The following is a 13,197-nucleotide window of genomic DNA, read 5'->3' as shown; positions in this document are numbered from 1 at the left end:
GTCACAGATTGGGGAACCAATAGAAGTGATATTACGTCAGCGAGCGACGCCGTCACGCTTATTGCCGACGACCACGTGCCGGATGAAACCTACGAAAGCGTTCGTTCGGCGGCTATCGCTTATAACGAATGCGGCGATAGACGAACCGCTTAAGTGAAGCATTCGCAAACATCTAGGATCACGACCATGACCGTCCGGCTGAACCACACAATCGTTGCCGCGCACGACAAAGATACCGCGGCAATGTTCTTGACCGAGTTCCTGGGCCTCCCGGCGCCTTCGCTCCTCGGCCCGTTTGCAGTGGTGCGGGTAGGTGACACCTCGCTGGACTATATGGACGCCGACGGCCAGATCACGTCCCAGCATTACGCCTTCCTGGTGAGCGAGATCGAATTCGACGAGATCTTCGCGCGGATTCGTGAACGGCGCCTCTCGTACTGGGCCGACCCCGGCCGCCACGAGCGCGACCAGATCAACACCTGGGACGATGGGCGCGGGCTCTACTTCGACGACCCGAACGGCCACCTGCTGGAGATCATCACCCGGCCGTACGGCAGCGGTGGTACGGCGGCGTCCCGACCTCACCCCTTGGTCGCGCGCACACTGGGTCCCGAAGCTCACGAGGGCCGCCGCTCTGGTCCATCAAGGGAGGAACGGTGACAGCCTCGGCGCTGCGGAGCGACCCGACGCGGGGACGAGTCAGCGTATCCGCGCGCACTACCCGCTGGCCTTGCTTAGGGCCTGCGTCTGGAGATGGGCGAGTACTCGGTCGCGACGAACCTTAAGAGTCGGCGTCAAGAGCCCGTTTTCCACGGTCCATGGTTCCAAGCTCAGGGTAACGCTTCGCACCTTGGCATAGCCTGGGAGCGCGTGCAGTCGCATCGCAATTCTGTCTAAGACCGCCGCCTGGACCTGTGCCTGGTCAAGTGTGGCCGGGTCATTCGGGTCGAGGCCAAGCTCACGCGCATATTTCGACCAGTGATTTCGGTTTAGCACGACGTTCGCACTCAGATAGGCCCGACCTTCTCCCGTCACCATCACTTGCTCGAAGAGCGGATCAAGGGTAATCGCCCGTTCTATACTTTCTGGGGCAACCTTTCCACCATTGGCCATCACGATGATCTCTTTAATTCGGCCAGTGATGTAGATATGGTGGTCGTCGATCCGCGCCTGGTCGCCGGTGTGTAGCCATCCTTCACTGTCGAATGCCATCGCGGTGAGCTTTGGGTCACCCCAGTAACCTAACATGACGCCGGGACTCTTAACGAGTAGCTCATCATTGTCTCCAATGCGCGCCTCCACATCCTCGAGCGGGCTTCCGACGCTGAAGGGGTCATTATCGGTGAGCGCATTAGCGCTTACCACGGGACTCGTCTCGGTCAGGCCATAGCCATTTGAGATGGGGAATCCTAAGCCAATAAACACGATCGCGAGACGTGCCTCTAGGGGCGCTGCCCCGCAGCTCACGACGCGCAGACGATCGCACCCTAACCCGGCGCGGATCCGATGTGCCACGAGCCGATTGAGTAAAGGCCATAAGAGTAACAGCCAGCGCCAGTCCTCTCGCCCCTGTAGGTACCGAAAGCGCTGCCACCCGATTCGGGTGGTCAGCTCAAATAGGATTCTTAAAGGAGTGTGTCTTTCGAGTTTCGACTGAAGTCCTCCGTAGAGTTTCTCGAGGACCCGAGGCACGACCAATAAGATGGTCGGCCGGACCTCTGGGAGATCTTCAACGAGATGCTGAGGCGAGCGTGCGTAAGTGACGAGGGCACCCGCCATCACTGGCAGGTAGTAGCCAACGGTGCGCTCGAAGGTGTGCGCAAGAGGCAAGAAAGAGAGAAACCCATCGTCTGGGCAAATAGAGAACCTTCGCATTAACGCGTACACGTTCCACAAAATGTTTCGATGGCTGAGCATCACCCCTTTGGGGCGCCCGACCGTTCCCGAGGTGTATACGATGGTGGCGAGATCATCAGGGGCGGCGGCATGCATCGGTGCGGCCTTATCGGCTAGCGATAACCATGCGTTAACGTCCCACAGACGCGCATCGCCAGATTCGCCCTCATGGGGCGCGACGGTAAGGACGCGCACCAAGCCCCCTAAATGATCATCCACGGCCTGCAGCAGGCGCCAGTCCTCGGCATCCCCGAGCAGCAGCACTTTTGCGCCCGCATCTCTGATCATGTAGGCAATATTTTCGGCACGATCGTTGGTATGCAGGGGAGCGACGACAAGACCTCGCCCTAGCGCTGCTTGCTCAAACATGACCCACTCCGGAGAGTTGCGAAGCATCACGGCGACGCGATCGCCGGATCGCAACGGTTCGCGCGCCAATGCTGCCCGCCAGCGCGCGATATGCGTGCCCATCTCCTGCCAGGATAGCCCCTTCCAGGTGCTCGCGGCAGGGTCGAAATAGCGGTAAGCGATGGATTGCGGCGTCCGCGATATACGTTCCTGAAAAAGCCCGGCGAGCGTATGAGCACTCTGCGGAGTAATGTGATCAATACTTCGAGTCAACGGACTGGCTCCAGCATTCAGACCCGACGTCAGCTAGGCCGGACGCTCGCGCATCAGATTGAGCAGGCTTCCGGATAAAATCATCTCGACTTGCCGTCCCGTCAATGCATGTTCCGCGATGTACCTTTCTCCTTTGGTCTTGTTGATGACCTTTACCTGCATTCCTTGTGGGATGGCCGCGCGGATATCCGGAAGACTGAGGACGTCGTCTTGGTCGATTTTTTTCCAGTCATTCGGATTCGCGAATGTCAACGGCAGGATCCCAAAATTTATCAAGTTTTGTCGGTGAATGCGGGCAAAGCCTTTTGCGATGACAGCCTTGAGTCCCAGGTACCGCGGCGCAATGGCGGCATGCTCGCGGCTTGAGCCCTGACCGTAATTTCTACCGGCGACGATCAGGCATCCCGACAACAAGTGCTGCATCGCCCGGTGGTGAAACGTCTCATCCATTCGGGCGAAAACGAACTTGCTGATTTCGGGAATGTTGCTCCGATACGGCAGCACTTGCTCTCCGGCCGGCATGATCTCATCGGTGGAAATATCATCTCCCACCTTCAGGAGGACCGGTCCTTCCACCGTATCGGGGAAGGGAGGAAACGGGGGAAGCGGCTGAATATTCGGCCCCTTCTCAAGCTCAACAGGCGCGCTTTCTTCGGCCGGCGGCGTGAGCATAGCCGTGTTGACAATGGGTTGGTCGGACTCTGTAATTTTTGGGTATTCCATGTGCAATGTCCTCGGATCGGTAATCACGCCGGCGAGCGCCGAAGCTGCGGCCGTTTCAGGGCTGCACAAATAGACCTGATCGTCTTTGGTGCCGGAACGGCCCGGGAAATTACGCGGCACGGTACGCAGGCTGATCCGCCCGCTGGCCGGCGCCTGCCCCATACCGATGCAGCCGTTGCAGCCGGCCTGATGGATGCGGCCACCGGCCCGGATCATCTTTCCCAGGAGTCCCGACTGCGTCAGGTTTTCCAGGATCTGGCGGGAAGTGGGATTGATGTCGAACGAAACCCGATCGTGCACTTGCTTGCCGTCCACGATCAACGCAGCGATGGTGAAATCCCGCAGTCCCGGATTGGCCGATGAGCCAATCATGGCTTGATAGATTTCCCGGCCTGCCACGTCACGTACAGGTACGACATTGTCCGGGCTGCTCGGACAGGCGATGAGCGGCTCGAGCTCGGACAGGTTGATCTCTTCGTATGCATTGTATTCGGTATTCTCGTCGGCAACGATTTCTGCCCAATCTCCACCACGACCCTGGGATTCGAGAAAGCGCCTAACCGCCGCATCCGAGGGGAACACCGTCGTGGTCGCGCCAAGCTCGGCCCCCATGTTGGCAATCACGTGGCGATCCATGGCCGTCAGTCCGTCCAACCCCGGCCCGTAATATTCGATGATTTTGCCGATGCCGCCAGCGACGCCATGGCGGCGCAACATCTCCAAAATGACGTCCTTGGCGCTCACCCACCCGGGAAGGTCTCCGATCACCTTGACACCCCAAATTTTCGGCATCGTGAGGTAGAACGGCTCGCCTGCCATCGCCAGCGCGACCTCCAGGCCGCCGGCGCCGATCGCCAGCATTCCGAGGGAGCCGGCGGCGCAGGTGTGGCTATCCGAGCCCAGCAGCGTTTTGCCCGGTACGCCGAAGCGCTCCATGTGCACCGGATGGCTCACGCCGTTTCCGGGACGGCTATACCAGATCCCAAACTTCTTGCAGGCGCTGCGCAGAAACAGATGATCGTCCGGATTCTTGAAATCGGTTTGGAGCAGGTTGTGATCGACATATTGCGCGGAGAGCTCGATCTTGACTCGGGAAAGGTGCATCGCTTCGAGCTCGAGCATCACCATGGTTCCGGTGGCATCCTGGGTAAGGGTCTGGTCAATTTTAAGGCCGATCTCTTGCCCGGCTTCCATGCGGCCCTCGACCAGATGGCTGCCGATCAACTTTTGGCTGACATTTTTACCCATGCTTCAGTCTCCTTTCCACCGCGACTGCGATCAACTGCTTGGTCTTCGCGGGCAGCGCGCCCTCGGCGAATACCCGTTGGCTGAAAGCCTTGAACGCGGCAGAGATCTCCGGCGCGAGCTGGGCCCGTTTGCGTGCGAGTTCTTTGCTGAGTGGGGGATAAAGGTCCATGTTGTTTCCTCGTTCAAATCAACAATGGGGAATAGGGATTTTAAAAGACGTTTTCATTCCGAAGGGAAGATACGGCTGGACCTGTTAGCTGTCAAACACGCGGGTCCAGGATCGGGGAATTTTCGGGCCGGTCATTGGCCCGAGGCGCCAAGTTTCGGGGCGTTTAGCTAGCCGCCTCACGAGGTTTCTTTCGCGCCGGGACAGAAAACTCGACGGGCGACCGCTGTACAGCTATCGCTGCACGGACTCTACGGGACTAGCGCCAGCCTCGGGAGAGGTAGGCCTTGCGCTCCCGGGAATCGAGCACCTTGGCACAGGATTCCCAATCGACCTTGGTGATCTTATGGTAGCGCAGCGGGAAAGGATGCTGCCTGGGAACAGCGTCGATGATGCGCCGCGCGCGCTCGACCTCACCGATCGCCACGTCGATCCAGGCATCCTCCAAGACATCCGGCAGTTGCCCGAAGAGATTCGAGATGCCTTGTAACCGGCTCGACAACAGCTGGTGGACGCCGTCTTCGACGGAGTAGAGCCGCTTGAATCGCCCCTTCGCGCTGTCACCGAGCGCCTCCGGCTGCGACTCGCACCATTCGCGGCGCATCGCGGTTCGCGCCAACCGGGCCGTGATCAGGTCCTTGGGCTCGATCGCCGAGTTGCACACCATCCGGATCGGGCCGGCCACCGTCTCCAGGGCCTCGCCGGCCACTTCCAGCAGGGAGGACGAAAAGTAGCCAGCGATCCGATCATAGCCGAGGGTGCCTTGCAGTCTCGGTGTCAGGAAACTACTGTCGAGACGCTGGCGGCGGGAGGAAAAGCGGTTCATAGCTCATCCAGCGCCCGGCGCAGCGTCGCTGGCGGCATGAACATCTGATGTGGGCTATCCGGCAGGGCAATGAACCCGAAACGCCGGTAGTAGCGGCTCGCCGCCTCGTCCTTGGCATCCACGAACAAACCGATGAGCCCGGTGCTATCGGCGACCTGAAAGGCCTTGCGCATGGCATGGATCATCATCAAGGCCCCGAGGCCTTGGCGTTGCCTGGACTGCGCGATCGCCAGGCGCGCGAGTCTCACGCCGTGGGCCTTGGCGGGCTACTTCTTGCCGTACTGTGGAGGCAGGCTATCCGTGATGATCTCCGCCAGACAACCGTAACGTATCCCAGGACCTCGGTCGGGGCTTCGTCATCGACCAGCACATCGGTCCGCGACAGCCCCTTGTCGGTATGCTGCCGGGCGGTATGCCGCAAGTAGTCGTTTAGCTCATGGTTGCCGCAGTCGAACCCGTCGCGATGGTGACGGCGGCTTAATCGCTCAATCCTCTGCATGCAAAGGCGAACGCTTATAGGCGGCGACGGCTTTCTTCAACCGTGCATTGGGAGCCGGAGGCTTTTCGAGAGCCTTGAAGAACACCTCCGAATCCCGGCGGCTCAGGCGGATGATCCGCTCCCGTTCCAGCACCGCGTGCGCCTCCTTGAGGGCTGCCTGCACCACAAACTGGTTCAGCGTCGCGCCGGAAAGGGCCGCGGCTTCCTCAAGGGTCTCACGCACCGGCTTCGGTACTCGGGCACTGATGCGGTCTTTGGTCGTCTCTAGCATGGGTTCTACCTGTATGGACCTGCCAATTCCGAAGCGAATCTAGCACGGTGGCGCAGCGGTTCGGTAGCGTCTCAGTTTGAATCTCGGCTTCCGACCCCAAGCAGACGTTCATGCCCTCAAACAACATTCGAAAGTCTCTATTCGAAGCTTACCGATTCAGGCTCACACCCCGGCCGCTCCGTCACTCATCGAATGGGTTCGTTTCTGCGAGCCGATCCCCGTCCCGTTCATAACTTTCAGCGACTTTTCTGATTGAGTCCGCGAGACGATGAAATCCGTTATCGGCCAAGGCTCCTGCCTTGTTGCGATAGCCAGCGGCAATCTTCCGTTCCTCTTCTCCAGCGGAATATCCGTGCACGCCTCGCATATTGAAGAGTCCAGTCGTAAAGCCGAAACGCAGCTCGTCACCGTCCCTAGCATCCAGCGCCACCGCAATGGACTTTTGAATCCACAGACCTCCTGGATCAGCTGGAGCGTACGGTAGCGCTTGTCCGATCTGGCTCATGGCGATTCGGAAATGCCCGGATTCGGTTGACTGCAGCTTGACCTCGGCCAGCCATCTGGAAAACTCTGCACCATCGAAAGGGCCAGCCACCGTGGTGCCCGGCAGGGTTTTCCAGCCGTGCAGAAGCCGATAGGCGTTCTCGGCAATATTTTTCTCCGCGTCCGTTACCTCACGTTTGCTTTCAGCTTCTTTGTCTGAGCGGAAGACGGCGGCGATTACCTGGCAGAAAAAGCCAGGATCGGAAGCAAGCCGCCGTTCGAGGGTCTTGGGCTCTCCACCAAAATGGCGTTCCAGGAGCGGCAGGTAGTTCCATTCGATCCGAAACAAATCCTCCGACTCCGCTGGCACGTTTTCCTGGAGCCACTGGATAACTTCCACAATCTCGTGTTGATCGAACTGGCTGCTTTCCAGACTCGAGGTAAGCCCATCGGTTAGCGCTCGTACCGCAATTTCCACCGGAAACGCTGCCTTCTTGTGAACGAGTACATACAGACAACTGATCGCAGCATGAGGCCGGTCACAGGAGACCAACTTTTCTGCGGCCTCAACCAAGGGCTGTTCATCAAGGCCCCACGGGTTTACAGCTGCCTTCTTCCAGTAGGTCTCTGCCTCATCGGCTAGGACTGTCTTGGCCCTGTGCCAAGTTTCAGGGTCGAAAGGGAGCAACGTCAGGAAGTTAAGCCTTTGCTCGGTGCTCGACAGTTTGCCCAATTGGGAGTCGACCCATGGCCAGCCCTCGGTCCTGTTGCGCCCCCACACGAAGTTGCCAATGAATGCCGAAACAGCTTTCTCCGTCCGGCTCAGAAAATCCGGCAGCAGAACCGTATCAACCTGTGGCGATGCCATGCATCCGAAGGCAAGGCCGACTTTCCGTGGGGATTCCACCTGCTGCACAAAGTCAAGCAACCCGGAAATGTGCCATTCGTCCAGAATTTCCTGGACGACGGTCTGCCGCTTCTGATCTAGTTTCCGTTGTTGTTCCTCATAGTTCCCTGCTTCCTCGTACAGATCGAAATCTCTTTCACTGAATAGTCGCCGGTATAGCAGCATGGCCGACCTCGGGGCAAGTTTCTCTGCGGCTTCCTCTATCCTTGCGACGGCCTCGGAGGGCATAGCCCACGGAGCATCGGAAAACTTGCGATGCTTTGCAGCAAGGTCGACGAGTGCCTCCCAAAGCGGTAGGCGAACGCCTTCCGACAGAGCGGTTACAGGACCCGAAGCGAGGTGCTCAAGGACCTTTGAGCGCGTGGGATCAGGAAGATCAGGCAGGCGGTCAACCAGTTCAGCGAGCTTCGCTAGATCGTCAGCCGCAATGTCAACGGCCAATTCCGCATAGCCGGAAACCTGTTCCCGATAGTCACCGCGGGTGGCGCCTTCCTTCCACCCTTGTGGAATGAAATCCCGCCAAGAGGGTTTGTGAGTGCCTAACGTAGTTCCACACATTGTCGGTAACAGACCGACCAACAATTTCCAGCCGACCGTGGGCTGTTCGCGAAGCAGGGCTTCGACAGCTGCCTTGCGTTTTGAAACTGGAGCGGCGGTTTGCGGAAACCAAGGGAGAAAAATGTGATTCAGGGTGTTCCCGGGTCGATTGGCCCAATTGCCGCCAGGGTCAATTGCCGCAAGTTCTCCCAGAATCATGGTAATCCGTACCAGATAATCAGGATGCCAGGCGAGAGTTTCGAGCGCCCAAAGAAGGCCAGTAATGTAATTCCAGCCGCCGACCCCGGTGCTTTCCTGGGCGAACACTCCAAGGAATGGGCTCTCATAAGGATGCACTAATGCGGCTTCGACAGCGTTCAGGAACTCGTCGGGCGCCGCCTCCGCCAGCATTGGCAAGTAGTTGCTGAGACTAGCCCACTTCACCCAATCAGCATTCTTCAACAGTTCCCGGACGACGGCACTTGCTACCGCCTCTGCTTTACCTCGGGTACATGAGGACAACGCGTCTGGCCGACTGCCCAACAGTGCCAGAGACTCCGCCACACCGTCCCGAATTGCAACTGAATGCGACAGCGCCTTGCCCCGAATGGAGGCCGCGAAACGCTCGTCCTTTGGCAGATCTAACTTGGGATCTCGCTCCCCCAGCACCGTCATCGCAAGCGACTGAAAGCGGTCCAGATCGTCGTTGGTGAGCCTTGGTCCAAGCGCCGACCACGCTTCGCCGCGAGAAATCATTTTCCATCTTTCGTTCCGCTGAATCAGGGGAGCGTTCGGGCGCAACGTCTCATCCCGAGCCACCTCGATCCACTCCCCGTAGGATTTTCCCAGCAAGGTTTCCATCGCCGCCCTATCCGCGGGATTCGTACCCTGCCATTTCCCAACAAGCTCAGCCTGTGCTAAGACCCGGGCATTCGGCCAAGTTGCGTAGGGAGGAACCCCTCCGAGTCCCCGTAGATATCGCTTAAGGGCGGCTAGACTCAAAGCGCCGGCACCAGCCAGCTCTCTCGCTCTTGCCGATTCGAAACCACACTCCCGAAGAGTGATTTCGAGCGTGCTCGCTGAAGGACTGCGTAATGGGATTAGGCTTTCCTTCCCATGCGCCCAAGTACCGGACACGGGAATGATGACCCCGTGACCGCGTCTCTTGGCAGCCATGTGCAACTGCTCATCCGACTCCATGTCAAGCTTTGGGCTTGCCACGAGTACGTGGGAGCTTTTGAGGTTGGCAAACGACAGCCACGCATCCGCATCCCGGACGAATAGGCACCTGTTGCCGAACGAACGTCTTGTATCAACATCTAGGGATTCGAGAAATGCTGCCACAAAATCTTCCGCGTCCTGCTCGCTCTCCGTTGCCAACACGAGTTGCTTGGTCTCCCCGCGGAATAGGCGGTGCAGTTCTTCGCAAGCCCTGTCTCGCCCCACGAGGAAGATTTTCTTGGGTAACGACGGATCGCCATCATTGGCAAGCTCTCGTAGGTTTTCCCAGTGCTCGGCTGGCGTTGCGAAAGCTGCAGCAGTCTTAAGGCCCCCTATTTTTTTCAACAACCACTTCGCCAAGGCGGGGAACTCTCGTAGCCAGTCAGCTATTTGCTGACCATCCAGGATGTTGATGCGGTGCCAACCGAATTGTTCTCTTCTTCGCTTCCACTTGCTTTGAGCAGGTTCCTGCCAGCCTCCTGAGCCCGCGCCACGCGGCGTCACAAAGACATAGGTACCAGACTGCCGGTCGGCCGCTGACATGTTCCTAGTACGTTTCTTGAAATCGGATGTGGCTTTGGTTTGGGGATGGCTGCCAGTTCCTATCTCCCAAAAGCTCTTGCCTTGGGGAAGAAACTGCCGAAAGCCCGTAGTCGTCTCTACCAATCCATCCCAGCCAGGCTGGTTGACCGTATCGCCGTACGGAATTCGACAGACGGCGAGATCGGGTACAGACTCGTTGACTAGCATGCATACCAATTCAGGGATCACTGCTTCGCTGTCCCTTCTCTCCGCGTACTCCTCCAACTCACTGGCTGTGACAATTTGTGTATGCTCCATCGCTCGATCTCCACGGAATCTAGAAAAAACGTATCGCGAGCCTATGCCAAACTCAATAAGCTATCACAGAGGTGCAAAAACTCAGCTCGTGGTCTCACCTAATTTCAACGACGCGCCGCGCTAGCTTGCCATACCTGTTTAGACAATCGCCGACCTTGATAATATTGTTCACCATGCCGCGATGGTCTGCTCTTGGCCGTATGCGACCGGATGTCGAGAAGTCGGTACCCGACCCGAAGCGGACGGATGGACTGAAAACCTGGTACGTCGTGGAGGTTTCTCCAAGACGCCCGAAAAACATTGCCGACACCGCCAATCCTTGAGAGCATGCGGACGCTCGCGACGGACAAGCACGCTCGCAGCTTCAGGTCAAAAAAGTGTCGCACCGATGTAGTAGTATCTCGGAGTACGAACAGACGAGGCATGTACGATCTGCACAATCTTGGCTGGAACAGCTTCCAACAACTCTGCCTGACGATCACCCGAGAGGTGCTCGGGCAGACGGTTGAATCCTTTCTGGACTCAAACGATGGCGGCCGAGACGGCGCGTTCGTTGGCCGGTGGAATCCAACGGGACGTGGGGACCTAACCGGTCGGTTTGTCATTCAGTGCAAGTTCACGATCAGGATTAATCATGTTCTTCGTCCCTCCGATCTGTCCGATGAAGTGAACAAAGTCAGAAGGCTCGTCGAACAGGGCCTTTGCGACTCTTACGTGCTGATGACGAACGCCGGACTGTCCGGCCTTCATGCACAAGAGATCGAAGCCCTCTTGAGGGACGCCGGGGCGAAGCACGTCGTGCTCCTCGGCTCCACCTGGATTGGCCAGCAGATTAAAGAGAACAAGCGCCTACGGATGCTCGTTCCGCGCGTATACGGGTTGGGGGATCTGAGCCAAATCCTCGACGAGCGCGCGTATGCTCAGGCGCGCGCAATTCTCGAGTCGCTCCGGGAAGACCTTGCGAAGGTTGTCGTCACCGACTCGTACAGCAAGGCGGCAGCGGCACTCGACGAGCACGGCTTCGTGCTGTTGATCGGGGAACCGGCAGCCGGCAAGACAACCATTGCGTCCATGCTAGCAATGGCCGCCGCCGATCAATGGGGCGCGTCAGTGCTCAAACTCGACGATCCCGGCAAAGTCGTCGAGCGCTGGAACCCCGACGAACCATCACAATTCTTCTGGATCGACGACGCGTTTGGCGTTACCCAATACGAAGCGTCTCTGGTTCACGGCTGGAACCAACATTCTTCCCCAGGTCAAGACCATCCTCCGCAAGGGCGCCAAGAGTGTGATGACATCTCGCGACTACATCTACAACCGGGCACGTAACGAACTGAAAGAAAGCGCCTTTCCGCTTCTCAAGGAGAGCCAAGTCGTGATCGACGTTCACGATCTGTCCGGCGACGAGAAACAGCAGATCCTATACAACCATCTCAAGTTGAGCAGCCAGCCCCGCACGTTCCGAACCCGGGTCAAGCCGCACCTTGAATCCGTCGCGGCCCACGCGCACTTCATTCCCGAGATAGCCCGGCGCCTAGCGGATCCTTTGTTCACGAAAGACCTACACCTCGACGCTTACCATCTCGGGCAGTTTGTACAGAAGCGGGAGCGCTTTCTCCAGGAAGTCCTTCAGGGCCTCGACGGCCACAGCAAGGCGGCCCTCGCGCTGATCTACATGCGCAACGACCGGTTGGAAAGCCCCATAGCTCTTCGGAAGTCGGAGGAACGGGCGCTTGAGCGGCTCGGGAGCAATCTCGGCGGGTGTGTCACCGCCCTTGAAGCCCTCAAGGGCAGTCTCGTGCTGCATTCGCACGCCGGCGGCCATTCCATTTGGCGCTTCAAGCACCCGACCATTGGCGATGCGTATGCGGCAATCCTGGCCCAGAGCCCGGAACTGCTCGGCATCTTTGTCCAAGGCAGCGCACCCGGCAAACTGATCGAACAGATCACCTCCGGAGATGTTGGCATCGAGAAAGCCGTTGTCATTCCGAAAGCGTTGTTTCCGCTGATGCTCGTCAGGCTCCGCGAATTCTCGTCGAGCAAGAAATACAAATCCGAGTGGCTGTCCACCTGGGGTGCCAAGTCGGCACTACAAGGATTCCTGGCCAGTCGCTGCTCGAAGGAGTTTCTTTCGCTGTATCTCGAACACAATCCGGATCTTTTGAACAAGGTGTCCGAACCCGGTCTCTTCCTCCACGCCGTTCCGGAAGTTGGTCTCGCGGTGCGCTTGCACGAATTCGGGCTCTTGCCGGAAGACAAGAGGAAGAGATTTGTGGCGACCGTCAGCGAATATGCCGTTCGAGGCGATGACTTATACGCCTTGGATGACGTCGATATCCGCAGGTTGTTCAAGGATCAAGAATTCGAGGAATTGCTGCAGAGCGTGCGTATACAACTCCTGCCCAGGCTCGATGATGTGAGGCGAGAGGTGCAGCTCAACCACGACTCCAGCGAACCGGCGGACGAGCACATGCAACAGCTCCTCGAGTCGTTCGAAACTCTGAGGAAGCATTTCGGCGATTATGCGCGCGCCGCTAAGATTATTGAGCGAGAAACCCGCCTTGCGAACGAATGGATCGCGGAAAATGCGCCTGAGGAGCCGGACAGGAAACCGCGAACCCTGGGGAAACTCGAAACACCCGACAAGCCGCACGGCACCCGGAGCATCTTCGACGACGTAGATGCCTGAAGGCCTTGCCGACGCGCCAACGGAAAAGGTGGGCATTACCATGTATTTTTCGGCCCCAGATGCCTCAGGAGAGCGAACAAAGCGTCGGAAGCGTAATCCCGGACGAACCAGGACGAACCACGATTTCGCTCAATTAAGAAACGTCCGCTTTTGGCCGATTTTGTTGAAAAACTCGTGTGAATTTTGATTTGGGATTGTCGTTGGCGAGATTCGATCTCGTGTTGAGCATAAGTTTGCCGGCTTCGAGCGGATTCTTTATTCTTCTTCGGA

General features: G+C 58.1%; 9 protein-coding genes and 2 pseudogenes. 3 read left to right on the top strand and 8 right to left on the bottom strand.

Annotated elements, in window-relative coordinates:
• Positions 1-186 precede the first annotated feature (186 nt).
• Positions 187-564: pseudogene (locus M3436_15110) on the top strand (VOC family protein).
• A gap of 153 nt (positions 565-717) precedes the next feature.
• Here the strand turns inward: M3436_15110 and M3436_15105 are convergent.
• From M3436_15105 to M3436_15075, 7 genes and pseudogenes are all read right to left on the bottom strand, one after another.
• Positions 718-2,517: a long-chain fatty acid--CoA ligase gene (locus M3436_15105; GenBank protein MDQ3565391.1), complete on the bottom strand. Its 1,800-nt coding sequence runs from the start codon at positions 2,515-2,517 to the stop codon at positions 718-720.
• Between the two features lie 33 nt (positions 2,518-2,550).
• The gene (locus M3436_15100; GenBank protein MDQ3565390.1) at positions 2,551-4,488 is read right to left on the bottom strand and encodes an aconitate hydratase; all 1,938 of its coding nucleotides are present in this window, start codon (positions 4,486-4,488) and stop codon (positions 2,551-2,553) included.
• A 16-nt stretch (positions 4,489-4,504) separates the two neighbouring features.
• Positions 4,505-4,657, bottom strand: a pseudogene (locus tag M3436_15095) (carboxymuconolactone decarboxylase family protein).
• A gap of 256 nt (positions 4,658-4,913) precedes the next feature.
• Positions 4,914-5,480 (bottom strand): hypothetical protein, encoded by a 567-nt coding sequence (locus M3436_15090; protein ID MDQ3565389.1) that lies wholly within the window; start codon positions 5,478-5,480, stop codon positions 4,914-4,916.
• Positions 5,477-5,728, bottom strand: coding sequence for a GNAT family N-acetyltransferase (locus M3436_15085; GenBank protein MDQ3565388.1), 252 nt, complete (start codon positions 5,726-5,728; stop codon positions 5,477-5,479). Before M3436_15085 ends, M3436_15090 begins: the two co-directional genes overlap by 4 nt.
• A 237-nt stretch (positions 5,729-5,965) precedes the next feature.
• Positions 5,966-6,250 (bottom strand): DUF1778 domain-containing protein, encoded by a 285-nt coding sequence (locus tag M3436_15080; GenBank protein MDQ3565387.1) that lies wholly within the window; start codon positions 6,248-6,250, stop codon positions 5,966-5,968.
• Positions 6,251-6,431: 181 nt separating this feature from the next.
• Positions 6,432-10,238, bottom strand: coding sequence for a hypothetical protein (locus tag M3436_15075; protein ID MDQ3565386.1), 3,807 nt, complete (start codon positions 10,236-10,238; stop codon positions 6,432-6,434).
• A gap of 423 nt (positions 10,239-10,661) precedes the next feature.
• Here M3436_15075 and M3436_15070 point away from each other — a divergent pair, with 423 nt between their 5' ends.
• Both M3436_15070 and M3436_15065 read left to right on the top strand, forming a co-directional pair.
• Complete coding sequence (locus tag M3436_15070; protein ID MDQ3565385.1) at positions 10,662-11,567, top strand: hypothetical protein; 906 nt, start codon at positions 10,662-10,664, stop codon at positions 11,565-11,567.
• Positions 11,530-12,927: a hypothetical protein gene (locus M3436_15065; protein ID MDQ3565384.1), complete on the top strand. Its 1,398-nt coding sequence runs from the start codon at positions 11,530-11,532 to the stop codon at positions 12,925-12,927. The genes M3436_15070 and M3436_15065 overlap by 38 nt, the downstream gene beginning before the upstream one ends.
• A 35-nt stretch (positions 12,928-12,962) precedes the next feature.
• Here M3436_15065 and M3436_15060 read toward each other — a convergent pair.
• A partial coding sequence (locus tag M3436_15060) for a hypothetical protein (GenBank protein ID MDQ3565383.1) occupies positions 12,963-13,197 on the bottom strand: 235 nt, incomplete at its 5' end.

Source organism: Pseudomonadota bacterium (assembly GCA_030859565.1).
GTDB lineage: Bacteria > Pseudomonadota > Gammaproteobacteria > JACCXJ01 > JACCXJ01 > USCg-Taylor.
Note: the sequence above shows the minus strand (reverse complement) of the source record. Positions and strands in the feature narration are given on the sequence as shown.

Coding starts and splice junctions, on each gene's coding strand:
- M3436_15100 (MDQ3565390.1), bottom strand. CDS start 4,488: ATGGGTAAAAATGTCAGCCAAAAGTTGATCGGCAGCCATCTGGTCGAG.
- M3436_15070 (MDQ3565385.1), top strand. CDS start 10,662: ATGTACGATCTGCACAATCTTGGCTGGAACAGCTTCCAACAACTCTGC.
- M3436_15075 (MDQ3565386.1), bottom strand. CDS start 10,238: ATGGAGCATACACAAATTGTCACAGCCAGTGAGTTGGAGGAGTACGCG.
- M3436_15090 (MDQ3565389.1), bottom strand. CDS start 5,480: ATGAACCGCTTTTCCTCCCGCCGCCAGCGTCTCGACAGTAGTTTCCTG.
- M3436_15080 (MDQ3565387.1), bottom strand. CDS start 6,250: ATGCTAGAGACGACCAAAGACCGCATCAGTGCCCGAGTACCGAAGCCG.
- M3436_15065 (MDQ3565384.1), top strand. CDS start 11,530: ATGACATCTCGCGACTACATCTACAACCGGGCACGTAACGAACTGAAA.